This is a genomic window from Pseudomonas arcuscaelestis (genome assembly GCF_016881005.1).
In the GTDB taxonomy this organism is placed as follows: Bacteria; Pseudomonadota; Gammaproteobacteria; order Pseudomonadales; family Pseudomonadaceae; genus Aquipseudomonas; species Aquipseudomonas arcuscaelestis.
In genome coordinates, this window is record NZ_JACOPV010000006.1 from 89,518 (window position 1) to 112,547 (window position 23,030).

The 23,030-nt window shown below is 59.5% G+C and carries 24 protein-coding genes; 10 read left to right on the plus strand and 14 right to left on the minus strand.

Annotation, left to right across the window (positions count from 1 at the left end):
• Positions 1-18 precede the first annotated feature (18 nt).
• The gene (locus tag H8F21_RS10860) at positions 19-1,260 is read left to right on the plus strand and encodes a hypothetical protein (protein ID WP_203479752.1); all 1,242 of its coding nucleotides are present in this window, start codon (positions 19-21) and stop codon (positions 1,258-1,260) included.
• Between the two features lie 354 nt (positions 1,261-1,614).
• On the opposite strand, the gene H8F21_RS10865 is transcribed toward H8F21_RS10860, so the two are convergent.
• Positions 1,615-2,325 carry a LexA family transcriptional regulator gene (locus H8F21_RS10865; protein ID WP_203479767.1) on the minus strand — a complete coding sequence of 237 codons (711 nt, stop codon included), beginning with the start codon at positions 2,323-2,325 and terminating at the stop codon, positions 1,615-1,617.
• A 417-nt stretch (positions 2,326-2,742) separates the two neighbouring features.
• On the opposite strand from H8F21_RS10865, the gene H8F21_RS10870 reads away from it, so the two are divergent.
• Both H8F21_RS10870 and H8F21_RS10875 read left to right on the plus strand, forming a co-directional pair.
• A complete protein-coding gene (locus H8F21_RS10870) occupies positions 2,743-3,015 on the plus strand; it encodes a hypothetical protein (RefSeq protein ID WP_203479768.1) in 273 nt (90 codons plus the stop codon).
• On the plus strand, positions 3,012-3,275 hold the full coding sequence (locus H8F21_RS10875; RefSeq protein ID WP_203479769.1) for a DUF3077 domain-containing protein: 264 nt from the start codon (positions 3,012-3,014) through the stop codon (positions 3,273-3,275). Before H8F21_RS10870 ends, H8F21_RS10875 begins: the two co-directional genes overlap by 4 nt.
• Before the next feature lie 71 nt (positions 3,276-3,346).
• On the opposite strand, the gene ppa is transcribed toward H8F21_RS10875, so the two are convergent.
• The 8 genes from ppa to exaC form a co-directional block, all read right to left on the minus strand.
• Positions 3,347-3,874 carry an inorganic diphosphatase gene (gene ppa / locus H8F21_RS10880; RefSeq protein WP_203479770.1) on the minus strand — a complete coding sequence of 176 codons (528 nt, stop codon included), beginning with the start codon at positions 3,872-3,874 and terminating at the stop codon, positions 3,347-3,349.
• 91 nt (positions 3,875-3,965) lie between these two features.
• Positions 3,966-4,781 (minus strand): M90 family metallopeptidase, encoded by an 816-nt coding sequence (locus H8F21_RS10885; RefSeq protein ID WP_203479771.1) that lies wholly within the window; start codon positions 4,779-4,781, stop codon positions 3,966-3,968.
• 9 nt (positions 4,782-4,790) lie between these two features.
• Positions 4,791-5,438 carry a DedA family protein gene (locus H8F21_RS10890; protein ID WP_203479772.1) on the minus strand — a complete coding sequence of 216 codons (648 nt, stop codon included), beginning with the start codon at positions 5,436-5,438 and terminating at the stop codon, positions 4,791-4,793.
• Between the two features lie 269 nt (positions 5,439-5,707).
• Positions 5,708-6,166 carry a GNAT family N-acetyltransferase gene (locus H8F21_RS10895; RefSeq protein WP_136474312.1) on the minus strand — a complete coding sequence of 153 codons (459 nt, stop codon included), beginning with the start codon at positions 6,164-6,166 and terminating at the stop codon, positions 5,708-5,710.
• Between the two features lie 104 nt (positions 6,167-6,270).
• On the minus strand, positions 6,271-7,092 hold the full coding sequence (gene eutC / locus H8F21_RS10900; protein ID WP_203479773.1) for an ethanolamine ammonia-lyase subunit EutC: 822 nt from the start codon (positions 7,090-7,092) through the stop codon (positions 6,271-6,273).
• An 11-nt stretch (positions 7,093-7,103) separates the two neighbouring features.
• Positions 7,104-8,498 (minus strand): ethanolamine ammonia-lyase subunit EutB, encoded by a 1,395-nt coding sequence (locus H8F21_RS10905; RefSeq protein WP_203479774.1) that lies wholly within the window; start codon positions 8,496-8,498, stop codon positions 7,104-7,106.
• Positions 8,499-8,549: 51 nt separating this feature from the next.
• Positions 8,550-9,998, minus strand: coding sequence for an ethanolamine permease (gene eat, locus H8F21_RS10910; RefSeq protein ID WP_136474315.1), 1,449 nt, complete (start codon positions 9,996-9,998; stop codon positions 8,550-8,552).
• A 112-nt stretch (positions 9,999-10,110) separates the two neighbouring features.
• Positions 10,111-11,631, minus strand: a complete 1,521-nt coding sequence (gene exaC / locus H8F21_RS10915) for an acetaldehyde dehydrogenase ExaC (protein ID WP_203479775.1) — start codon at positions 11,629-11,631, stop codon at positions 10,111-10,113.
• A 267-nt stretch (positions 11,632-11,898) separates the two neighbouring features.
• Here exaC and H8F21_RS10920 point away from each other — a divergent pair, with 267 nt between their 5' ends.
• From H8F21_RS10920 to H8F21_RS10935, 4 genes are all read left to right on the plus strand, one after another.
• A complete protein-coding gene (locus tag H8F21_RS10920) occupies positions 11,899-13,830 on the plus strand; it encodes a sigma-54-dependent Fis family transcriptional regulator (RefSeq protein WP_203479776.1) in 1,932 nt (643 codons plus the stop codon).
• Positions 13,831-13,896: 66 nt separating this feature from the next.
• A complete protein-coding gene (gene mpl, locus H8F21_RS10925) occupies positions 13,897-15,246 on the plus strand; it encodes a UDP-N-acetylmuramate:L-alanyl-gamma-D-glutamyl-meso-diaminopimelate ligase (protein WP_203584331.1) in 1,350 nt (449 codons plus the stop codon).
• Positions 15,243-15,872 carry a flavin prenyltransferase UbiX gene (ubiX, locus tag H8F21_RS10930; protein WP_136474319.1) on the plus strand — a complete coding sequence of 210 codons (630 nt, stop codon included), beginning with the start codon at positions 15,243-15,245 and terminating at the stop codon, positions 15,870-15,872. Before mpl ends, ubiX begins: the two co-directional genes overlap by 4 nt.
• On the plus strand, positions 15,869-16,156 hold the full coding sequence (locus tag H8F21_RS10935) for a YceK/YidQ family lipoprotein (RefSeq protein ID WP_203479778.1): 288 nt from the start codon (positions 15,869-15,871) through the stop codon (positions 16,154-16,156). The genes ubiX and H8F21_RS10935 overlap by 4 nt, the downstream gene beginning before the upstream one ends.
• A gap of 32 nt (positions 16,157-16,188) precedes the next feature.
• On the opposite strand, the gene H8F21_RS10940 is transcribed toward H8F21_RS10935, so the two are convergent.
• From H8F21_RS10940 to H8F21_RS10950, 3 genes are all read right to left on the minus strand, one after another.
• Positions 16,189-16,830: an oxidoreductase gene (locus tag H8F21_RS10940; RefSeq protein WP_203479779.1), complete on the minus strand. Its 642-nt coding sequence runs from the start codon at positions 16,828-16,830 to the stop codon at positions 16,189-16,191.
• A gap of 26 nt (positions 16,831-16,856) precedes the next feature.
• Entirely contained in the window at positions 16,857-18,587 is a 1,731-nt protein-coding gene (locus tag H8F21_RS10945) for a C13 family peptidase (protein WP_203479780.1), read from the minus strand.
• An 87-nt stretch (positions 18,588-18,674) separates the two neighbouring features.
• A complete protein-coding gene (locus tag H8F21_RS10950) occupies positions 18,675-19,130 on the minus strand; it encodes a MaoC family dehydratase (RefSeq protein ID WP_203479781.1) in 456 nt (151 codons plus the stop codon).
• A gap of 168 nt (positions 19,131-19,298) precedes the next feature.
• Between H8F21_RS10950 and H8F21_RS10955 the strand changes: the two genes are divergently transcribed.
• Genes H8F21_RS10955 through H8F21_RS10965 form a run of 3 tightly spaced genes read left to right on the plus strand, consistent with a single transcriptional unit; the run spans position 19,299 to position 20,974 of the window.
• Entirely contained in the window at positions 19,299-19,661 is a 363-nt protein-coding gene (locus H8F21_RS10955) for a CidA/LrgA family protein (protein WP_136474324.1), read from the plus strand.
• Positions 19,658-20,374 carry an LrgB family protein gene (locus tag H8F21_RS10960; protein WP_408004471.1) on the plus strand — a complete coding sequence of 239 codons (717 nt, stop codon included), beginning with the start codon at positions 19,658-19,660 and terminating at the stop codon, positions 20,372-20,374. Before H8F21_RS10955 ends, H8F21_RS10960 begins: the two co-directional genes overlap by 4 nt.
• 9 nt (positions 20,375-20,383) lie before the next feature.
• Complete coding sequence (locus H8F21_RS10965; protein ID WP_203479783.1) at positions 20,384-20,974, plus strand: LON peptidase substrate-binding domain-containing protein; 591 nt, start codon at positions 20,384-20,386, stop codon at positions 20,972-20,974.
• Between the two features lie 4 nt (positions 20,975-20,978).
• On the opposite strand, the gene H8F21_RS10970 is transcribed toward H8F21_RS10965, so the two are convergent.
• Positions 20,979-22,295 (minus strand): bifunctional DedA family/phosphatase PAP2 family protein, encoded by a 1,317-nt coding sequence (locus tag H8F21_RS10970; protein ID WP_203479784.1) that lies wholly within the window; start codon positions 22,293-22,295, stop codon positions 20,979-20,981.
• A 4-nt stretch (positions 22,296-22,299) separates the two neighbouring features.
• Complete coding sequence (locus H8F21_RS10975) at positions 22,300-22,992, minus strand: DNA-3-methyladenine glycosylase (protein WP_203479785.1); 693 nt, start codon at positions 22,990-22,992, stop codon at positions 22,300-22,302.
• Positions 22,993-23,030: the final 38 nt, after the last annotated feature.

Below are 23,030 nucleotides of genomic sequence, written 5' to 3' on the forward strand. Positions count from 1 at the left end.
TTTTACCGGAGCCTCTACATGCACCTTCCGCGACTGAATCCAGGACGATTCGTCACCTTCATCAGCGTGTGGATGATTTTTTCACCCGCCCATGCCAGCACCCCTCCGATCGAACAGGCGCAAAGCGATGTGCGCAGTTACATGCAGTGTGTGCAGGACGCTTACAACGCCGACCGCTGGCACAGCCGAACGATTGATGAATGCCGAACACAGTTCCCGGCAGTTCAATCCCTACGCCAAGGTGATTACGTTGCCGTGACTTTTACCGGCGAACAGAACCGTCTCTATGAGCAAGCACGCCAGCGTTGGATTGATTTCGACAAAGCGGTTCGTGTGCAGATCTTGTCAAAAGGGTTGGCCGAACAGTTCGCTTCAGCCAACGTTACGACCGCTTATTCCTTCGACAAATTGTCGCGGGCGCTGGATGCACGTTTCAGCGAACTTGAAGCTGCGCCCTTCAGTTGGTACCCCGCGAAAAAAGCACCGTATCGAACCGCTCAGGGGCTAACCCTGGAGCAGGTACAGCAAAAAGAGAAGCAGCAATTTATTACCTGCCTGGAAAAGGTGGTCAACGCACCTGGCAGCCTGAGCATTACCAAAACGAACTTCGACAACCAGGCACGTCAATGCCTTCAGGAGATCTCCCGTTTCAACCTTGACGGCTCAAACGCGATTTTCCAGCCTGAGACGTTCCAGGCAATAACTGCCCAAGGTTGGCAAGTGATTGCTGCGCAGCAAAGCAAGGCCGAAGAAGCCGAGCGGGTTCGCCTGGCGAAGGAAGAGGCCGAATCCTGGCCTAGTTTGATCAAGGCGCTGCTGGGCAAGATAGTGGTTGCCCTGTTGGCAATCGGTGGTCTTTACGCGCTTTGGCGGGCATTTCTCAATGCGCCTGCATCCAGCACCGGGTCTTCACGAGACAACTACGGTCACAGTACCGGGGGTGGTTACAGCTACAGCCCTACATCCGACCAGCGAGACCCGCCTAGTCAAAGCACAGAGCGTATTAGCAGATCAAAGCCTGTGGACCTGGGCACGTTTACGCTCAAACATCGCAAAGTCGGCCCACTGACGACGCAACATCGCTGCGCCAGCTGCACCCATTGGCGCGGTGAGCGCACGCCCCATCCGGTGACGCGGGAGTGGTATGTGAAACACGATACCAAGGGCCCCTGTGGCCACAAACATCCCGGCTCGCCGCATGGCGTAAAGCGAGACATGGAGGGGTTTTATTGCAAGGACTTTCAGGAGGGTGGATTCTGAGGGGAGCTGTCAGGTATAGGCGGACTTGTTGAAGTAGCTAGAGCTTGTTGCACTTGGCAAAGTCCAGGCTGACAAGCCTTTACCTGTTCACCTAGTCATTCTTGCAGCCACAATCGTCGGCGCGTAGGCATTAAAAAGCCGGCTTGTGGCCGGCTCCTAGGGGACGGTCTTGGCTAATTTATGGTAAGCCGCAACCGCCTTAAAATCGTTGCTCCGGCGCTGGGGCCGGGAGTTGGCTGCGGGCAGTGTGTGCCGCGCCAGGCCCGCTGGCGTGCTGAGCAGCCGGGGCTAAATGTGCGGCGTAGCATACTGAGTATCGCTGCCGTTGCCCAGCAAAAAATCACCTGCAACCGCTCAAGTCGGGCGGCTGTCGCGCAGGCTTGACCACCAGAATACCCAGCCAAGGATGATCAGCCGCTGATTTTTCAGTTGAGTCTGGCTGTAGGTCTCTGTGGGGTGTTCGTCGCTGTCGTGGCTGTGCAAGCGCAGGGTGCCGTTAGCGCGTTGGCTGATGCTGTGGATGCGCAGGCGGCCGTTGTGCAGGAGGGCGTAGAGTTCACCTTCGACGATGTCGGTCATGCCCTTGTCGATGGCCAGGGTGCTGCCGCGTGGCAGCAAGGGGCTCATGTTGCTGGCGGGCATGGTGACGCATATCGCTTGGGCGGGGTCGACGCCAACGGCACTCAGCGCACGTACGGGCAGGCGCAGGTAGCGGCTGGTAATGGGCCGTAGTTGCTTGGATTGGACGCTGTAGAACGGTAGGTGGATGTCTTCTGCGGTGTTAGCGGCAAGCAGGCTTGGGTCTGTCGGTTCGGTGCCCGGTTTGCGCAGCGCGGCATTGTTGCGCGGTAAGGGGGTTGGATGTTTGGGGCCTTCGCCGCTACGTAGCCACTTGCTGCAAACGCACAGTAGGTCGGCAATTTCATCGAGACGCGCCAAGGGCACGCCTCGTTTGAACCAGTTGTTGACGTGCTGCGGAGTTACCTGGCGCTGCGCCGCGAAGTCGGAAGGCGACAGGCTGCACTCGTGCAGAAGGTTTTTGAGTCGATCACCGGATGTATTCATGAGGCCTGAGTCTAAAGGCCTTCAAAGGGTGGGGCTATAAACGCGAGGTTCATTTTTTAGCCTGCAAATGGGCCGGGTTTACAGGCATTGCCGTGGGTGGCGTAGGAGTTTTCTTTGTAAAAATATTCAACTTGGATTGCGTTCGGATCTATCCTACGTCCGCTGCCGCCTTTTCGCTGTTGTTAGGACAGTGCATCAGGGCTAATTTCCTCGGGTCGTCTTTTTGGATGGCCGGGCGTGAGAACCCGTTGATGAATATAGCGGCGAGCATGTTATGGCGGCCGTGCGCGGGCAGACTTCGGTCTGGCCGAGTTTTCCTATGTTCCCTCGGTTTCTCACCCTGCGTACGGCTGCCACCCTTAAATCCCGTGAGAAGGATTGAGGTGGTGGCTCCTTAATGGAACGAGGAGTTACGCCATGAAAAAAATAGTCCCAGATCCACCTGCCTCCCTCATCACCACCCCCTATTTTTCCATCCACAGCGACCTTATCCCGCCTGACTCCCTGGCTTTCGCCAGCGAACTGCTGCGCGGCATCCACGAAACTACCGACCAATTCTGCCGAGCCCACGCCAATGAACCGGACCAAGGCATGCTGATGAGCGTGCTGCATTCGGCCGAGATGGCCAGAGCGTTGGTCGAGCACGCGCTGAGCACCCTGCAAGCCATGGACGCGAGGGGAGAGCCATGAGCACGCAGACGGGTGAAACAGTAGGCGTTGTTAATTTCATCTGCAGCGAGCAAGTACCTATGGGGCTGTTTCGCATCCGCCCGGGGGTGCCCTGTGACTACGCGCTGGAGCAGGCTTCAACCGTGCTTGGATGCGTGCATAAGCTGATTCAGGCAGGGCTGCTGGATGAAGACGGCGAGATGATGTGGGCCGCTTATTTTCTGAGCGAATTCGCCAAGGCGCTTGTTGATGATGTGGGGTTGGGGATTAACCAGGCTTGAACTCGCGTCAACCGAGACCAGCGGCCAACAAAAAGCCCCGCATTGGCGGGGCTCTTTGATAAGTGGGTTGCTTAGCCTTTGTAGGCAGCGACCGACTTGGTGATTGCGGCGCGGGCGGCGTCAGCGCCTTCCCAGCCTTCGATCTTGACCCACTTGCCTTTTTCGAGGTCTTTGTAGTTCTCGAAGAAGTGCTTGATTTGCTCCAGCAGCAGGGCTGGCAGGTCGGTGTATTCTTTGATGTCGACGTACAGCTGCGACAGTTTGTCGTGCGGTACAGCGATAACTTTGGCGTCGCCGCCGCCGTCGTCGGTCATGTTCAGGATGCCGACCGGACGGGCACGGATAACCGAACCTGGGGCTACTGGGTACGGGGTAACAACCAGCACGTCGAGGGGATCACCGTCGTCAGCCAGGGTGTTCGGGATGTAACCGTAGTTGGCCGGGTAGAACATCGGGGTGGCCATGAAACGGTCAACGAACAGGCAGTCGCTGTCCTTGTCGATCTCGTACTTGATCGGGGCGTGGTTGGCTGGAATCTCGATGGCGACGTAGATGTCGTTCGGCAGGTCTTTGCCAGCCGGAATCTTGCTGTAGCTCATTGGGCAGTGCCCCCATGTTTGGCCAAAAATTGGTCGCGATTATAGGCACATTCCGCCGTGCTTGCCACGTCCGCCCTGATGTCCGGCAGTGTCAGTCTTGGCGCTGCTGGTAGTGAGGGTGGTTGTGCTGCAATTGCTGCAGGCGCGCCAGTGGGTCTTGGCGGTAAAAACCGCGCAGCTGTTGGTACACCGCGGGGTAGGCAGCATCGAGCAGGTCGGGGGCGCTGAAGAAGTATTCGCTGGTGACGGCGAAGAACTCCGCAGGGTTTTCCGCCGCGTACGGGTCGATGGCGGTCTCGGCGTCGGGGTTGCGGTCCAGTTGGTGGTTGAGGTCGTCAAACGCGTCTTGCATGGCCTTGGCCCAGTCGCTTACGCGCATGTCGTTGTGCAGCGGCGGCAGGCCGTTGGCGTCGCCGTTGAGCATGTCGAGCTTGTGCGCCAATTCGTGGATGACCAGGTTGTAGCCTTCCCAGCCGCCGCTGGAAAGCACCCCCGGCCAGGCCAGGATGACCGGGCCCTGTTGCCAGGCTTCACCGCTGTGCTCGCCGTTCCACTCATGCTCAACGCCGCTGGCATCGCGATGGCGCTGTGGGCTGATGAAGTCGTCGGGGTAGAGCACTATTTCGTGAAAGCCCTGGTACCAGTTCAGTTCACCCAGGTGCAGCAACGGCAGTTGGGCCTGGGCAGCCAGAAACAACCGCTGTTCGCCGTCCAGTTCTACACCGGGTAGGGCGCTCAGGTGCTTTTCATGCAGAAACAGTACGCAGGCTTCACGCAGCCAGTGGTCTTCGTCGGCTGTCAGGCCGTCGAGCATCGGCAAGCGCTCACGAACCCGCTGCCAGCGCTGCGGGTCGATGGGATGGCGTGCCAGGGTGCGGCGACGGCGCCAGGCGCTCAAAGACCACATGGCCAGGGCTTAGTTGACCTTGGCGGGGCGGTGCATGCGGCTGCGCACGATGCCAATGATCATCGGCACCAGGGAAAGCAGGATGATGGCGACGATCATCAACGACAGGTTCTGTTTGATGAACGGGACGTTGCCAAAGAAGTAGCCGAGGGTTACCAGGCCGCCAACCCAGAGCACGGTGCCAGCAACGCTAAACCCAAGGAAGCGTGGGTAATGCATTTTCGCGATACCCGCCACGAAGGGGGCAAAGGTACGCAGAATTGGCAGGAACCGCGCCAGGGTTACGGTTTTGCCGCCATGGCGGTCGTAGAAATCGTGCGTTTGCTGCAGGTAGTCGCGGCGGAAGATTTTCGAGTTGGGATTACGGAACAATCGTTCCCCGGCTGTTCGGCCGATGACGTAGTTGGTGCTGTCGCCAAGAATTGCCGCCACCATCAGCAAGCCGCCTAGCAGTACCGGGTCCATGCCGCCGCCAGCAGCCACTGCACCGGCAATGAACAGCAGGGAATCACCGGGCAGGAATGGCATAACTACCAGGCCGGTTTCGCAGAAAATAACCAGGAACAGAATCGCGTAGATCCATGGGCCATAGTTGTTGACCAGTAAATCGAGGTAGGCGTCGAGATGCAGAATGAGGTCTAGCGGGTTGAAATCCATGTACAGCACCTGTGTTCTTTGAACCCGGTCGAGGGCTTGCGATGGCTGGCAGTGCGGATGCGATCAGCCGCTACCCGAGTGATGGGTAAAGTTTCACACATTTAAGAGGGCGCATTATACGGAGGCGACAAGATTGTGCCTGGGCAGTTTGTAGCGGCGGGTTACCAAGATGGGAAGGTAGTGACACAAATTCTGTTGGAGCGGGCTTGCCCCGCGATTGCAACATGACTGACACCTGCAATCGCGGGGCAAGCCCACTGCCTACTGAGTCAGTCTGAGCTGATCGGCAGAATGTAGCTTTTGAATTCCTGATCTTCGCGAAAACCGATGGATTCGTAGGTTTTCATCGCAACATCGTTGTCGCGGCTGGTGGAGGCCCGCAGGCGTACGGCGTTGGTTTCTTTTGCCAGCTTTTTTGCTGCGCGCATCAGGTTGTCGGCCACCAACATGCGGCGGGAGTCTTCAGCAACGTAGATGTCGTTGAGAATCCACACGCGCTTGAGCGACAGTGAAGAGAAGCTTGGGTAGAGCTGGCAGAAACCCATCAGTTTGTTGTCGTCATCGTCGGGCAGGGCCAGGTAGATGATCGATTCGCCCCGGTCCAGGCGTTTTTCCAGAAACGAACGGGAAGAGTCCGGGTAGGGCAACTGACCGTAAAATTCGCGGTATTTGACGAACAGCGGGGCGAGCAGGTCCAGATGTTCCAGGGTTGCTTTGATAATCCGCATTAGCAGGCCTCAGGGTCCATGGGAATTCGCGGCTAATCGCCGGCCGCCTCGGCAGATGCTGCCTGAAGATAATTAGAAAGTGCAATCTACGAAACGTTTGCCTCTCAAGGTTTACTTAGCAGGAAGTTTCCTTGCTTTGGCGTGTCGGTGTCTGACTCAAGGGTATGCACCTGTGCTTCGTCCTTCAGGTTAACCCCAGACAGTTGCCGCCGACAGGCTTCGCGCATCAGGTACAACAGGCGGTGCGCGGCCATGCCGTAGCTGAGCCCTTCCAGGCGCACGTTGGAAATGCAGTTGCGATAGGCGTCGGTCAGACCTACTTTGGGGTTGTAGGTGAAATACAGGCCGAGGCTGTCAGGGGAACTCAAACCCGGGCGTTCGCCGATCAAAATCACGGTCATTTTGGCCCCGAGCAGTTCACCCACTTCGTCGGCCACCGCCACTCGACCTTGTTCCACCAGAATCACTGGCGCCAGCGACCAGCCATCGGCAGTGGACTGTTCTTCGAAACGGGCGAGAAACGGCAGGGTGTGACGATGTACCGCCAAGGCCGACAAACCATCGGCGACGACGATCGCTAGATCGACACCCCCCGGGTTGGCCTCGGCGTATTCGCGCAGCTGCTGGGCCGAGTCTGGATGCAGGCGTCGACCCAGGTCGGGTCGTTGCAAGTAGCTGTGGCGGTCAGCCGCGGCGCTGTGCAATAGCAGGCTGTCGCGCTGGCGCTCACTCAACTGTGAGCGCAACCCTTGATGATCGAACGCCAGGTGCACGGCGTCGCGGGCTTGGGCGTGGGCAAATTGAAAGTCCAATTGGGCGCCGGTCGGCAGGCTGGTGCCGGTGCGACCGAGGGCAATGCGCGCCGGGGTCAGTCGGCGCAGTTCCAACCAGGGATTGCTGCTGTTGTCCTGTGGGGTGTTGGCCATGATCGCCTCGCTTATCCCAATTGTGCCAAGGCCTGGCGGAAGGCCGGCGGCAGGTTGTCGCCAAATCGCACGCGGCCATCGGCTTGGGTGAAGATGCCCATGCGTGCCAGCCAGCTTTCGAATTCCGGCGCCGGTTTAAGGCCCAGGGTTTGGCGGGCATAGAGCGCATCGTGGAACGAGGTGGTTTGGTAGTTGAGCATGATGTCATCGGAGCCTGGGATGCCCATGATGAAGTTGATCCCGGCAACGCCCAGCAGGGTGAGTAGCGTGTCCATGTCGTCCTGATCGGCTTCGGCATGGTTGGTGTAGCAGATATCGCAGCCCATGGGCACGCCAAGCAGCTTGCCGCAGAAGTGGTCTTCAAGGCCGGCGCGGATGATCTGCTTGCCGTTGTACAGGTATTCCGGGCCAATGAAGCCCACCACGGTATTGACCAGAAATGGCTTGAAATGCCGGGCCACGGCATAGGCGCGGGTTTCACAGGTTTGTTGGTCGACGCCATGGTGGGCGTTGGCCGACAGTGCGCTGCCCTGGCCGGTTTCGAAGTACATCAAGTTCTGCCCCAGGGTACCGCGATTGAGGCTCAGCCCGGCTTCGTAGCCTTCCTTCAACACATTGAGGTTGATGCCAAAGCTGGCGTTGGCTGCTTCGGTGCCAGCAATCGATTGGAACACCAGGTCTAGCGGTACGCCACGGTTGATCGCCTCGATCGAGGTGGTTACGTGGGTCAGTACGCAGGCTTGGGTGGGGATGTCGTAGCGCTGGATGATCGCGTCGAGCATTTCCAGCATGGCGCAGATGGACGCGATGCTGTCGGTGGCCGGGTTAATGCCGATCATGGCATCGCCGTTGCCGTACAGCAGACCGTCGAGGATGCTTGCGGCAATCCCGGCCGGCTCATCGGTGGGGTGGTTGGGTTGCAGGCGGGTGGACAGGCGTCCGCGCAGACCCATGGTGCCGCGAAAACGGGTGACCACGCGGATTTTCTGCGCCACCAGCACCAGGTCCTGCACGCGCATGATTTTGGATACAGCGGCGGCCATTTCCGGCGTCAGCCCAGGGGCCAGGGCGCGCAGGCTGTGTTCATCGGCTTGATCACTCAGTAGCCAATCGCGCAGGCCACCCACAGTCAGATGGCTGACCACGGCAAAGGCGTTGGCATCATGGGTGTCGATGATCAGCCGGGTGACTTCATCTTCTTCGTAGGGAATCAGCGCTTCGCTGAGAAAGTGTTTGAGCGGTATGTCGGCCAGTGCCATCTGTGCCGCCACCCGTTCACCATCGTTGCTGGCGGCGACCCCAGCGAGAAAATCACCCGAACGTGCCGGGCTGGCCTTGGCCATGACTTCTTTCAGGCTTTCAAAACGGTAAGTCTGTTGACCTGCCGTGTGTACAAAACTTGCCATACAGAATCTCCAGAACGCCGCAGGTCTGGCCTGCGGCGCGGGTGGCGTTGATCAGTGCAAGGCCTCTTCGGCCTTTTGGATCGCGGCGAACTCTTCTTCCGGTGTTCCGGCTACCAGGTGGTGCCGGCTGTAAAACGCAAAGTACGCAATCAGTACGCCATAGATGACAGCGGCGCCAATCACAACCCGAGGATCAACCAGGAAGCCGGCGACTACGGCGATGCAAGCCAGCACCAGCGCCACGCCTGAAGTGAAGATCCCGCCCGGTGTGCGATACGGGCGCTCCATTTTAGGGCGTTTGATGCGCAGGGTGATGTGTGCAGCCATCATCAGTACATAAGACAGCGTAGCGCCGAACACGGCAACCAGGATCAGCAGGTCTCCCTGGCCGGTCAGCGACAGGCCGAAACCGATGATGCCGGGAATTACCAGGGCCAGTACCGGCGCCTTGCTCTTGTTGGTTTGCGAGAGTTTGCGTGGCAGGTAGCCGGCGCGGGACAGGGCGAAAATCTGCCGCGAGTAGGCGTAGATGATCGAGAAGAAGCTGGCGATAAGACCGGCCAGGCCCACCAGGTTGACGAAGCTGCCCATCCAGGTCGAGCCGCCGTAGGCTTTGGCCAGTGCTTCGACCAGCGGGTTGCCCGAGCTTTTCAGGGCTTCGGCACCCGCACCGCCAGGGCCCACCACCAGAATCAACAAGGCGAACGCCAGCAGCACCAGCATGGCGCCGATCAGCCCGCGTGGCAGGTCGCGCTTGGGGTTCTTGGTTTCTTCCGCGGCCAGTGGTACGCCCTCTACCGCAAGGAAAAACCAGATCGCATAGGGGATTGCTGCCCATACGCCGACATAGCCGAACGGCAGGAAGCTGCTGGCACCAACGGCATCGGTCTGGGCAATGTCGAACAGGTTGTTCACATCAAAGTGCGGCACCATGGCGACCAGGAACACCCCCAGAGCAATGGCCGCTACGGCGGTGATGATGAACATCAGCTTCAGCGCTTCACCGACTCCGAAGATGTGGATGCCGATAAAGATGATGTAAAAGGCCAGATAGATCATCCAGCCGCCGATGCCGAACAGTGACTGGCAATAGGCGCCGATGAACACAGCAATGGCCGCGGGAGCGATGGCGTATTCAATCAGGATCGCCGTGCCGGTCAAAAAGCCACCCCAGGGGCCGAATGCGCTGCGGGCAAAGCCGTAGCCGCCGCCGGCGGTGGGAATCATCGAAGACAATTCGGCCAGCGAAAAGCACATGCACAGGTACATGGTGGCCATCAGCAGGGTGGCGAGAAACATCCCGCCCCAGCCGCCCTGGGCCAAGCCAAAGTTCCAGCCGGCGTAGTCGCCGGAAATCACGTAGGCAACGCCGAGGCCCACCAGCAGTACCCAGCCTGCCGCGCCTTTTTTCAGTTCACGTTGTTGGAAGTAGTCGGTGCCGACCTTTTCGAAGTCGACAGAAGAACCAGCCGGCACGCTGCCGGAGTGATCGCTTGGCATAGGATTCACCTGTTTTTTTTATCGTCACCGGCGGATGCCGGTTTCTATGGTGATGGTCTTGCATGAAGCGAGCCAGAGCGGTTCCGGGGTGAAACCGCTCTGTTTTTTCGGGTTAGAAGAAGCCCAGAGGATTGATGTCGTAGCTCACCAGCAGGTTTTTGGTTTGCTGGTAATGGTCGAGCATCATTTTGTGCGTTTCCCGACCGACGCCGGACTTCTTGTAGCCACCGAACGCGGCGTGTGCCGGGTACAGGTGGTAGCAGTTGGTCCAGACACGGCCAGCCTTTATGCCGCGGCCCATGCGGTAGGCGCGGTTGATATCGCGGGTCCAAACCCCAGCACCCAGGCCGAACTCGGTGTCGTTGGCGATTGCCAGGGCTTCGGCTTCGTCCTTGAAGGTGGTGACGCTCACTACCGGGCCAAAGATTTCTTCCTGGAACACACGCATCTCGTTGGTGCCTTTGAGCAGGGTTGGCTGGATGTAGTAACCCGTCGCCAGGCTGCCTTCGAGTTTTTCTACCTTGCCGCCGGTCAGCAGTTCGGCGCCTTCCTTCTCGGCAATTTCCAGGTACGAGAGAATCTTGTCGAACTGCTGCTCGGAGGCCTGGGCGCCGACCATGGTGTCGGTATCCAGCGGGTCACCGCGCTTGATCTGTTTGATCTTCTTCATTACCTCCTGCATGAACGCCGGGTAGATGGACTCTTGAACCAGTGCGCGTGACGGGCAGGTGCACACTTCACCCTGGTTGAAGAACGCCAGCACCAGGCCTTCGGCAGCTTTTTCGATAAAGGAAGGCTCGGCCTGCATGATGTCTTCGAAGAAGATGTTCGGCGATTTGCCGCCCAGCTCGACAGTGGAAGGAATGATGTTCTCGGCGGCACATTTCATGATGTGCGAGCCAACCGGGGTAGAGCCGGTAAACGCGATCTTGGCGATGCGCTTGCTGGTGGCCAGGGCTTCACCGGCTTCACGGCCATAGCCTTGCACCACGTTGAGCACGCCGGCTGGCAGCAGGTCGCCGATCACTTCCATCAGCACGCTGATGCCCAGCGGGGTTTGCTCGGCGGGCTTGAGCACGACGCAGTTACCGGCCGCCAGGGCAGGGGCGAGCTTCCAGGCCGCCATCAGGATGGGGAAGTTCCATGGAATGATCTGCCCGACTACGCCCAGTGGTTCGTGCAGGTGGTAGGCAACGGTGTTGCCGTCGATTTCTGCGGCGCCGCCTTCCTGGGCGCGCAGGCAGCCAGCGAAGTAACGGAAGTGGTCGGCGGCCAGGGGAATGTCGGCGTTGAGGGTTTCGCGAATGGCTTTGCCGTTGTCCCAGGTTTCGGTAATAGCCAGCAGTTCGAGGTTCTGCTCGATGCGGTCGGCGATTTTCAGCAGGATCAGCGAGCGCGCCTGGACCGAGGTGGTGCCCCAGGCGTCAGCAGCAGCGTGGGCTGCGTCCAGTGCCTTTTCAACGTCTTCGGCAGTGGAGCGGGGGAATTCAGCAATCAGCTGGCCGTTTACTGGCGAGATGTTTTCGAAGTACTGCCCTTTGACCGGAGCAACGAACTCGCCACCGATGTAGTTCCCATAACGGCTCTTGAAGGAAACCTTGGAACCTTCGGTACCGGGATGTGCATAACGCATGGTGTGTCTCCTGGCTATTGTGTTTGTTGGGAGGATACATAGAGCATAGAGCAAGGCTTGGGCCAGTGTTTTCAGGCCTAGTAAAATCAAGGGGTTGCGTGCTTTTTTATGACGGCTCAGGTTGTTGCTGTAGCAGGGCCGGTACAGGCTGAGTGACAGTTTGTACCGCTTATGGCACAGGCGCTGACCTGGTGGTCACCCCAACATTGCAATGCGCGGGCGGGTGGAGGATGCTGGGTCAATCTCGTCTGCGGAGAACAATAAAAAGTGCAGAACAATCATCTCAGCCGGCACGCCCGGCAAGTGCTTACGGTGACGCAGGGCAAGGCTCAGACCCAAGGCCCAGGCAGTGATCCTTCTATTGCCCGTTCGTGGTTGCGTTGCGTTGAGGACTACCATCTCGATCCAGCCCTAAGCGTTGCGCCGACCGTTCTTGAGCATGGCCGCGTGCTCGAAAGTCGCGAGCGCTTGCAACAGGTGTTGCAGATCGCGGGCACCGAGATGAGCAGTTTGCATCAGCAGTTGTCCGGAGCTGGGCATGCGGTGTTGCTCACCGACGCCCGTGGGGTGATCCTCAATTGCGTCACCGCCCCCACCGAGCGACGTATCTTTGAGCGTGCCGGACTATGGCTTGGCGCTGACTGGAGCGAGGCTTGCGAAGGTACCAACGGTATTGGCACGTGCCTGGTGGAGCGCCAGGCCCTGACCATCCATCAGGACGAACATTTTCGCGGTCGTCACACCGGCCTCACGTGCTCGGCCAGCCCGGTGTTCGACCCTCATGGCGAACTCCTGGCGGTGTTGGATGTTTCATCGGCTCGCCCGGATGTATCGCGCCAAAGCCAGTTCCATACCATGGCCTTGGTCAATCTCTCGGCGAAGATGATCGAGAGTTGTTACTTCCTGCGTTACTTCGAAAACCAGTGGCTGCTGCGCTTTCATCTGCAGGCCGAGTCGGTAGGCTTGTTCAGCGAGGGTTTGCTGGCCTTCGATGGTGACGGACGTATCTGTGCCGTCAACCAGAGTGCATTGAATCTGCTTGGGGCCATTCGTGGCGGTGTGCTGGGCAAGCCGGTAGAAATGTTTTTCGATTGCGCCCTGGATGAACTGTTCAGCCGTGCCACGGCGCAGGCGAGCACCAGTTGGCCGCTGCGTACCCGTGATGGTCGTCTGTTGTTCGCCAGTTTGCGTGGGCAGGTGCGTGCCCCGGCGCGGCCGTTGGTGCCGACGCCGTTGCCGGGAAAAAAGGTAGAAAAAGCTGAGAGCATCTGCTTGCTCGACCCGTTGCTGCAAACCGAGTTTCGTCGAGCGATACGGGTGTTCGAGCGCGATGTGCCGCTGCTGATCAATGGTGAAACCGGTAGCGGCAAGGAAGCCTTTGCCAAAGCGGTGCATCAAGCCAGTGAGCGCCGCGACCAGGCGTTTGTCGCCCTGAACTGCGCCTCCATTCCAGAAAGCCTGATCGAGAGCGAGCTGTTTGGTTATCGCGGTGGCAGTTTTACCGGTGCGCGCAAGGAGGGCATGCGCGGCAAACTCCAGCAGGCGGACGGCGGCACCTTGTTGCTCGATGAGATTGGCGACATGCCTTTGGCCCTGCAAACCCGGTTATTGCGGGTGCTGGAGGACCGCATGGTGGTGCCGCTTGGGGGCGAACCCCAGGCCGTCAACGTGCGCATTATCAGCGCCACTCACCGCAACCTGCTGGAGCGGGTTGCGGATGGCAGTTTTCGCGAAGACCTTTACTACCGCCTCAATGGCCTGGAGATCGCGCTGCCGGCATTGCGTGAGCGCAGTGACAAGTCGCAATTGCTGGATTTCATTCTGGTCCAGGAAGCGGGTGAGCAGGCGGTTAGCCTGGCATCAGACGCACGGCGCGCGTTGCTGGCGTTTGCCTGGCCGGGAAACGTGCGTCAGTTGCGTACTGTTCTACGAACGTTGGTGGCGCTTTGTGATGATGGTTGCATCGAGTACGAGCAGCTTCCGGCCGTTGTTCGAGCGCAAGGAGGCCTTCGCGGGGCTAGCCCGGTCCCTCAGGGTGTAGGGGCGGGTGCGCCGTTGGAGGATGCCGAGCGCGGGGCTTTGTTGGCGGCGCTGGAACAACAGCGCTGGCACATGACGCATGTGGCGGCGCAGTTGGGTGTTAGTCGCAATACCTTGTATCGAAAACTTCGCAAGCACGGCATCGCCAGGCGCCTTTGAGCGAAACACAGGATGCGAATTCCTGCGCCCTGGGCTACCCTGCCTCGACGTTTTGCGAGGTCGATAATGCACATTCATATTCTTGGTATCTGCGGCACTTTCATGGGTTCTCTGGCAGTGCTGGCCAAAGAACTGGGGCATCGGGTTACGGGCTCCGACGCCAATGTCTATCCACCCATGAGCACTCAGCTTCAAGCCCAGGGCATCGAACTGACCCAGGGTTATGACGCCGCCCAACTGGACCCGGCACCAGACCTGGTGGTAATCGGCAATGCCCTCTCACGCGGCAACCCTGCGGTTGAGTATGTGCTCAACAAGGGCCTGCCTTATGTGTCGGGCCCGCAGTGGCTGGCTGATCACGTTTTGCAGGGGCGTTGGGTGTTGGCAGTGGCCGGTACTCACGGCAAAACCACCACCAGCAGCATGCTGGCCTGGGTGCTGGAGCATGCGGGCATGAGCCCCGGCTTCTTGATCGGTGGTGTGCCACAGAATTTCTCGGTGTCTGCGCGGTTGGGCGGTACGCCGTTTTTCGTGGTCGAGGCCGATGAATACGACAGCGCCTTCTTCGACAAGCGCTCAAAATTTGTTCACTACCGCCCGCGTACCGCGATCCTCAATAACCTTGAGTTTGATCATGCGGACATTTTCCCAGACCTGGCTTCCATCGAGCGACAGTTCCACCATTTGGTGCGGACTATCCCGAGTGAAGGCCTGGTCATTCATCCAACTACCGAACCTGCCCTCGATCGCGTGATCAAGATGGGTTGCTGGACCCCGGTGCATACCACCGGTGAAGGCGGGCAGTGGCAGGTCAAGTTGCTCAGCGCAGACGGCTCGCGTTTCGAAGTCAGCTTTGACGGCGAGCCGCAGGGTGTTGTCGAGTGGGAGTTGACCGGTCAGCACAACGTGGCCAACGCTTTGGCCACCCTGGCGGCAGCCCGTCATGTTGGCGTAGTGCCAGCCATGGGTATTGCTGCGCTCAGCGCTTTCAAAAGCGTGAAGCGGCGCATGGAGAAAGTCGCCGAAGTGCAAGGCGTTACTATCTATGACGACTTTGCCCATCACCCTACGGCCATTGCCACCACCCTCGACGGTTTGCGCAAGCGCATTGGCGATGCCCCGCTGATTGCGGTGATCGAGCCGCGCTCCAACTCGATGAAGCTGGGTGCGCACCGCGATGGTTTGCCAGAAAGCGTCAACGACGCCGATCAGGTGATCTGGTACGCGCCGCCGAACCTGGGTTGGGATTTGGCCGCCACTGCCGCGCAGTGCAAGGTGCCTGCCGTGGTTGCCGACAGCCTGGAAGCGATCATCGAGCGGGTCAAGAGCCAGGCCAAGCCCGGCACCCAAGTGGTGATCATGAGCAACGGTGGCTTTGGCGGCCTGCACGGCAAGTTGGCCGAGGCGCTGAAATGAGCGGGCCGGAACGCATCACCCTGGCGATGACCGGGGCGTCGGGGGCGCAGTATGGTCTGCGCCTGCTCGATTGCCTGGTGCGCGAAGACCGAGAGGTGCATTTTTTGATCTCCAAGGCGGCGCAACTGGTGATGTCCACCGAGACCGATGTGGTGCTTCCGGCCAAGCCTCAGGCGATACAGGCGTTTCTTACTGAGTACACCGGCGCTGCCGATGGGCAGATCCGGGTGTATGGCAAAGAAGACTGGATGTCTCCGGTGGCTTCCGGCTCCGGGGCGCCGGCAGCGATGGTGGTGGTGCCGTGCTCTACCGGTACGTTGTCGGCAATTGCCACTGGCGCCTGCAACAACCTGATCGAGCGTGCTGCCGACGTCACCCTCAAGGAGCGTCGGCAATTGATTCTGGTGCCGCGTGAGGCGCCATTTTCGACCATCCACCTCGAGAACATGCTCAAGTTGTCGAACATGGGGGCGGTGATCCTGCCAGCGGCGCCTGGGTTCTATCACCAGCCGCAGACGATCGATGACCTGATCGACTTTGTGGTGGCCAGAATTCTCAACCTGCTGAACATTCCCCAGGACATGCTGCCACGTTGGGGCGAGTATCACCTCGGCGCAGATGAATGAGGCGACTGCTGGTTGTAGCGTTGCTGGGCTTGCTGGTTAGCGGCTGCGCTACCGTGCGTACGCTGGATGCGGCCAAACCGGGCGCGCCGCTGGTGTACAGCGGCACGCGGCTGGACTTGTACGCGATGCAGGGTGGTTGTTGTGCCATGGACCGCTTTGGCGCCGAGGCCCCGAGTTATCCGGGGCTGGATCTGCCAGGTAGCGCCTTGCTTGATACCTTGTTGTTGCCGTTGTCGGTTTTGACCGCGTTGGGCGTGGGGTTTCAGGCGACTGGAGGGTTGTAGCGGGTGGTTGTAACGCGGGGCAAGCCCCGCAATTATTTCCCGAGCTTACGCAGCTCGTCCGATTCGACAACGCGAATTCCATCTTGCTCTTCCAACGCCAGGCGCCACAGCGCCCGGGCCAGTTGGCAGGCTTCGATGCCGCGGTATTTGCCGGGAATCAGTTTTGACAACGGGCCGGCCACGCGCTCGGCCAGGCGTGGTTCTACCCGGTCGCCAAGCAGCAACGAAGGTCGGGCAATGGTCAGTTGTGGCCAGTCCTGCGCTTTCAGGGCTTCTTCCATCTCACCCTTGACCCGGTTGTAGAACACCGAGGATTTCGAGTCAGCACCCAGCGCGCTCACCACCAGCAGATGACGGGCGCCCATTTCGCGAGCACGTTTGCCGAAGGCGACCACCATGTCCAGGTCGACCGCACGGAAGGCCGGTTCCGAACCTGCCTGCTTGATCGTGGTTCCCAGGCAGCAAAAGGCGATATCGACGCGACCGGCCAGCTGCGGCAAGAAAATGGCAGGATCGCCGACCGGGTTTTCCAGGTGCGGGTGTTCGGCCAGGGGGCGCCGTGTAGGGGCCAGCACGCGGCTGACGGTAGGCTCGTTGAGCAACCGGTCGAGTAAATGTTCACCGGTAAGTCCGGTGGCTCCGGCAAGCAGAATGTGCTGAGGCGTCAAGTACATGATGTCTCTCCCTTGATACAGTCAGCTTAGTGGTTGCTGACACTTTTTGCATGCACTGTCTCTTTGCCTGCATTGCTTTGCAACGCCTTGCGCGCCTGTTGCTGGCGCAGCCGTTGCCAGTGTTCGAGCACCTCGCTGGGCGCCCAGATTTGCGGTTCGGAAGGGTCAAAACCTTCCGCTGCCTCACGTTCGGCAACGCTGGCCTTGGCCAGTTCAAAGGCCTGGCGCAGATCGTCTGTCTGGTTCAGGGCCTGGGCGAACAGCGCGTCGCCGAAATAGGTGAAGTCGGCTTCTTCAGAACAGCCAAAGGACACGCGGTCGGCGCGCGATGCCGTCATGATCAGCGTCTTGCTATCTTTGAGCGAATCGATGTATCCACCGGAGTAGCAGGCGGAGATCACGATGATCTTGTCGCGATCCTTCAGTGGCGCCAGCGAATTGGCGAGCGCGTCGGCCGGCAGGTCGGCCAATTGCAGACGTGGGATGTCGAGTACCAGTTCGTGGTCAGGGCTGCCATGGCTGGTCAGGTAGATAAATACCAGGTCTTCAGGGCCGGTTCGCTCGGCCAGCGTGCGTGCCGCTCGGGCAAGATTCTCACGGGTAGCCAGCGGCTTGTCATCGAGATGATCGCGGTGGTTGAGCAGGTTTATCTGGCCCACTGCGCCAAAACGGCTTTTCAGCAGCGCGCTGACATAATTGGCTTCTCGCAGAAACACGCTTTGCTTGCCGTCACCGGCCAAAGCCAGGCTGTACAGCTCGATCTCAGGCGTCGAGGCGGGCACCTTGGTCAGTGCCTGTTCCAGCAAGTGACCTTGATTGAGTAACGCCAGCTCCAGTGGGTCGGGAAGCAGCCGGCCCTGTTCGTCACGTACGCGTTGGCCGTTGATCCAGTAGCCACTTTGGCTGCTGCCATCGGCTGAGGTCAGGCGGCCATGACCGTGATAAGTATCGTTTTCGAAAGCCCCGACATACTGGCTACCGTCGGCCAGTTGCAAGCGTCCCTGGCCCGAGAAGCGCCAGTCGTCGAAGCCGCCCTTGTAATGGCTGCCGTCGGCGCCGATCAACTCGCCCTTGCCATTGAGGGTACCGTCCTTGAACTGGCCGATCCAGACGTCACCGTCAGTACTTTCATAACGGCCACGTCCTTCCAGGTGGTTGTCGCGAAAGGCCCCGATGTACTGGTCGCCTTCGGCGCTATTGAAGGTTCCGCTGCCTTCGAGCAGGCCGTCCTTGAAGTGACCGCTGAACTGGTTGCCGCTGATGTCGCTGCGAATGCCCTCGCCATTGGGTTTGCCGTGGGCGAACAGGCCCTGGTACTGGCTGCCGTCGGCCAGCTCAAGCTGTCCGGCGCCATTGTATTGATCGTCCTTGAATTGGCCGCGATACAGCAGGCCGTTTTCTTTGAGGGTGCCTTCGCCATCGCGACGCCCCATCTTGAAACCGCCGGTGTAGCTGCTTCCCGTGGTTTTCAGAGTGCCTTGGCCGTGGAACAGACCTTGCTGGAACTGGCCGCGGTAAACCTCGCCATTGCTGCCGTGCCACTCACCCTGGCCATGCCATTGGCCAGCCTTGAAATTACCCGCATACCAACTGCCGTTGGGGTAATCGATGCGGCCCTCGCCCTGAAGCAGGCCATCGACCATTTGCCCGCGATAGCGCCCGCCATCGGGCAACCGGGCGTCGGGTGGGAGCAGCGGCTCGCCTTCGCCACAGGCAGTGAGCAATAGGATCAGGGCAAGCGGAACGAGTGGGCGCATGACGGGGTCCGGACGAGTAAGGCCCCGAGTATGCCGCACAATGTGCTGGCTGAAACAGCCACAGAGCTGTTTCAGCATAAGGCAGCTTCAGACGAAGCAGAGCGTCAACGGTTCGGCGATATAGGCGGGCTTTTCCTGGCCTTCGATTTCCAGGGTTGCGGTAATCTTCAGCAACCATTGGCCGGGCTTCTTTTCGATGGCCTCGGCCAGGTCGACCTTCAGCCTTACATTGCTGTTTACTTTCACGGGCTGGATGAAACGCACGCTGTCGAGGCCATAGTTGACCACCATTTTCAGGCCCTCAGGAAGCACAAGAATGCCTTCCATCAGTTTGGGGATCAGCGACAGGGTGAGAAAACCGTGGGCGATAGTGCTGCCAAATGGCGTTTTCGCTGCCTTCTCGGGGTCTACGTGGATGAACTGAAAGTCGCCGGTGGCTTCGGCGAACAGGTTGATGCGGTCTTGATCGATGGTCAGCCATTCGGAACGTCCCAGTTCCTTACCAACGTACTGCGAAAGCTCTGCAACAGGTACATGGGGCATCGTGACTCTCCAGATTGTTGTTGGTTTTCTTATGACTTTGGCAGATTCAAAAGTCTAAGATCATCACGCCTGAACATAGCGGTCAAGTCGCTATGTTTTGACGAATATCAGGACATAGGCAGCTCGTTAGCGTGCTTATAATGGCCGCCAGGCCCGAAGGAGAAAGTTATGCTGTTGCGTGGTTTGACCTGGCTGGTGCTGTTTCAGTTGGTGGGAACGGCGATCAACCATTTGTTTGTGCCCATTTTGCCTGGGCCGATCATCGGTCTTTTGCTGCTACTGGTGTTTCTGATGATGCGCGGTGAAGTTGGTGCGCCCCTGAGCGAGGCGGCCAACAGCTTGCTGCGCTACCTGCCATTGCTGCTGGTGCCGCCAGCGGTGGGCGTGATGGTGTATGCCGCGGACATCGCCGCGGACTTCTGGGCCATTGTCGGCGCACTGGTGCTGTCTGCCTTGATTACCCTGGCCTTTGTCGGCGTGCTGATGCAAAAGCTTATTGCCCGTCAGGGCAAGCGTGAGGGGCAGCCATGAGCCTGGACTGGAGCGGCGCCGTCAACGCTGTTATTCACCACCCACTGTTCGGCATCGGTATTACCCTCGGGGCGTACCAACTGGTGTTGGCAGCCTATGAGAAAACCCGCTGGATCTTCTTGCAGCCGGTGTTGGTCTCGATGCTTGTAGTCATTGGCGTACTGCTCGTTTGTGGCCTTTCTTACAATGAGTATCGAAAAAGTACCGAGATCATGAGCATTCTCCTCGGTCCTGCGACCGTTGCGCTGGCCGTGCCGCTGTATCTCAATCTGCGGCGGATTCGTCAGCTGTTCTGGCCTACCTTTACTACGCTGGTAATCGGAGGGGTGGTGGCCACGGGCGCTTGCGTTTTGCTCGGCTGGTGGTTTGGCGCCGAGCACATGATCCTGATGACCATGGCACCCAAGTCGGTCACCTCGCCAATTGCCATGCTGGTGGCTGAGCAGATCGGCGGCGTGGCGGCTTTGGCGGCGGTGTTCGTGCTGATTACCGGTGTTATCGGCGCTATCTTCGGCCCAGGCCTGTTGTCACGATGTGGCGTGCACAGTCCCGAAGCGCGGGGTATGGCGTTGGGTGTCACCGCTCATGCAGTGGGCACTTCGGTGGCCCTGCAGGAAAGTGATGAATGTGGTGCCTTTGCGGCACTGGCGATGAGCCTGATGGGGGTTGCCACCGCGGTGTTCCTGCCGTTGGCAGTCAGCCTGGTAGCTTGAGGACTTGCAATGACGTTACCCCTGTTTCCGCTAAATACCGTGCTGTTCCCGGGATGCTTCCTTGATTTACAGATCTTTGAAGCACGCTATCTCGACATGATCGGCCGCATCATGAAGCAGGGTGGCGGCTTCGGGGTGGTGTGCATTCTCGAGGGTCAGCAGGTTGGCACCGCGCCCACAGGCTTTTCGCAGGTCGGCTGTGAGGCGGTTATTCGCGATTTCCAGCAGCAGGACAACGGCTTGCTCGGCATTCGGGTCGAGGGCACCCGACGTTTTCGCGTGGGGCCGTTCGAGGTACAGAAGGACCAACTGTTGATGGCCGATGTGTCCTGGCTGCCAGAGCAGGAGGACAGTCCCCTGGAAGATGATCACCACGATCTGCTCGCACTGCTGCAAGCCTTGGGTGAGCACCCCATGGTCGAGGCCTTGGGCATGCCGGTGACGGTCGCCGGTCAGCAGGCATTGGCCAACCAGCTGGCCTATTTGCTGCCCTTTGTCGAGGAAGACAAACTCGAACTGCTCGAGATCGATTCCCCGCAGCAACGCCTGGACGCCATCCAGGCATTGCTTGATCGACTACAAGGTGAACTGTTCGCCTGATTCGTCAGTATTGGTAACGCAGCAGGGCATGTGGCAGCGAATGCAGACTGAAGAACGCCAGTAAGGCGACACACGCCGGCAGAATCAGCCACCAGACCTTCAGTGGCAGGGCGGTGAGGGGCTCGCGACGCTGGATCAGGGTCAGGCTGGTAGCGCAGATGCAGCAGGCAAGCATGGCGCCAGCGAGAATATCGGTTGGCCAATGCGCACCCAGATACACCCTCGAAAGCGCAATCGCCAATGCTGGCAGGCAGCCGAGCAAAATCCAGGTCAGGCGCATGCGCGCCGGTTGGCCGCGCCCTGCCAGTACCGCCAGTACCAGAAAGAATGCAAAGGCTGCCGAGCTGTGGCCACTGGGCATGCTGTAGGTTGTCAGCGGATCGCTCAGAACCTCTGGGCGGGCGCGGGCAAACAGCCATTTCAAGCTGCCATTGGCCAGCGCCGTACCTATCAGCGTAGCGCCGGCAAAAATCGCCGGTCGCCATTGCCGTGCCAACAGCAACAGCCCGGTCAACAGCCCGCCAAGAATGAACTGGGTGCGAAAATCGCCCATGCGCGTAATCAGTACCACGCTGCCGTCGAGGAAGGTGCTGCGATGCTCCTGGATCAGTGTCATCAGGCCCTGGTCGAATTCGTGCAGGTACGGCCAACCGAGAAACAAGGCTGCCAGTGCCGCCAGGCTCAGCCCGGCAATTACCCGGGTGCCGTAGCGCATGCTGCGCAAACTGCAGTTGATACTCACACCCAGCAGCAACGCCAGGCCGGCGGAAATCATCCCGGCATCGAGCCAGAAGCCTTCAGGCAGTGGCAAGCGCATCGCCGCGCCTGTCGCCCAGCCAGGTAGCAGGTAGGCCACCGACCAGCCGGCGCCGGCTAGCAGACTGACGGCAATAAAGCGTGGCAGGGGCATGTCGAACATGCCGGCGACCATCGGCAGCATGGGTCGTAGCGGTCCGATAAAGCGACCAACCAACAAGCTGGCGATGCCATAGCGCTGGAAGTAGCTTTCAGCGCCGCCGATCCATTCCGGGTGATGGCGCAGTAGCGGCAGTCGGCGGATGTTCTGATGAAACTTGCGCCCCAGCGTGTAGGAAATGGCGTCACCCAGCAGGCCGCCAAAGAATCCCAGCAGCAGGGTTTCGCCTAGCGACAGGGCGCCACTGCCGGCCAATACAGCCACAGCGAACAGCAACACCGTGCCGGGCACGATGATGCCGGCAATGGCCAGGCACTCCACGCAGGCCACCAGAAAAATCGCCAATCCAAGCCATTGCGGGTTGGCGCCTAGCCAACCGGTAAGGCTGTCGAGCCATTGGCCCATCGTGTCAGTTTCCTTGTGTCAGTAAAAAATAGTCCCGGCCTTCGACTTGCCCCCGACGCAGCGGGTTCCGTGTGCACTGGCGGGCAAAGTCGGCGTCGACGAAACGAAACAGCAGATGTTCATCGCGGCCCGTGGGAATGCCTAGGCGGGTTGTCTGGATAATGTGTTTCACATTGATACCGCAGTCTTCGACGAACAGCTGTTCAGGATCGAAGCGTTTGGCATCCCAGTTCGGTACCTTCAGGCCCAGAGCCTTGCACAACAGGGTCTGCCCGGCGCACAGGCGTTCGACTGGGCGGGGCTCACCGCTGGCGTCGGGGTTGTTCAGTTGCATTTGTGCCAGGCTGTTGTCGTCGGAGATGGCGTCGACAAATGGAAAGGCTGATTTGATCAACACAGCATTGCCGGGCCCGTGAGCGCTGAAGTTCAGCGAGTCACCGCCGCGGGCATAGTACATGTAGATGTGCCCGCCATTGAGGAACAGTGCCTTGCGCTTCTCGGTGTAGCCAAGCGAGGCGTGGCTGCCTTTGTCGCTGAGGTAGTAGGCCTCGGTTTCAATGATTCGCGCCGACAGCCAGTAAGGGCCATGACGGTGGCGGATAACCTTGCCCAGCAGCGCCTTGGCCAAATCCTGCGGGTCGCGGTCGAAGAAGCTGTCGGGCAAGGCCCGGGGCGGGCAGGGGGCGGAGTCAGGCATGCTGGCGGTTTCGCAGTAGTCAGGGGCCGATAATAGCA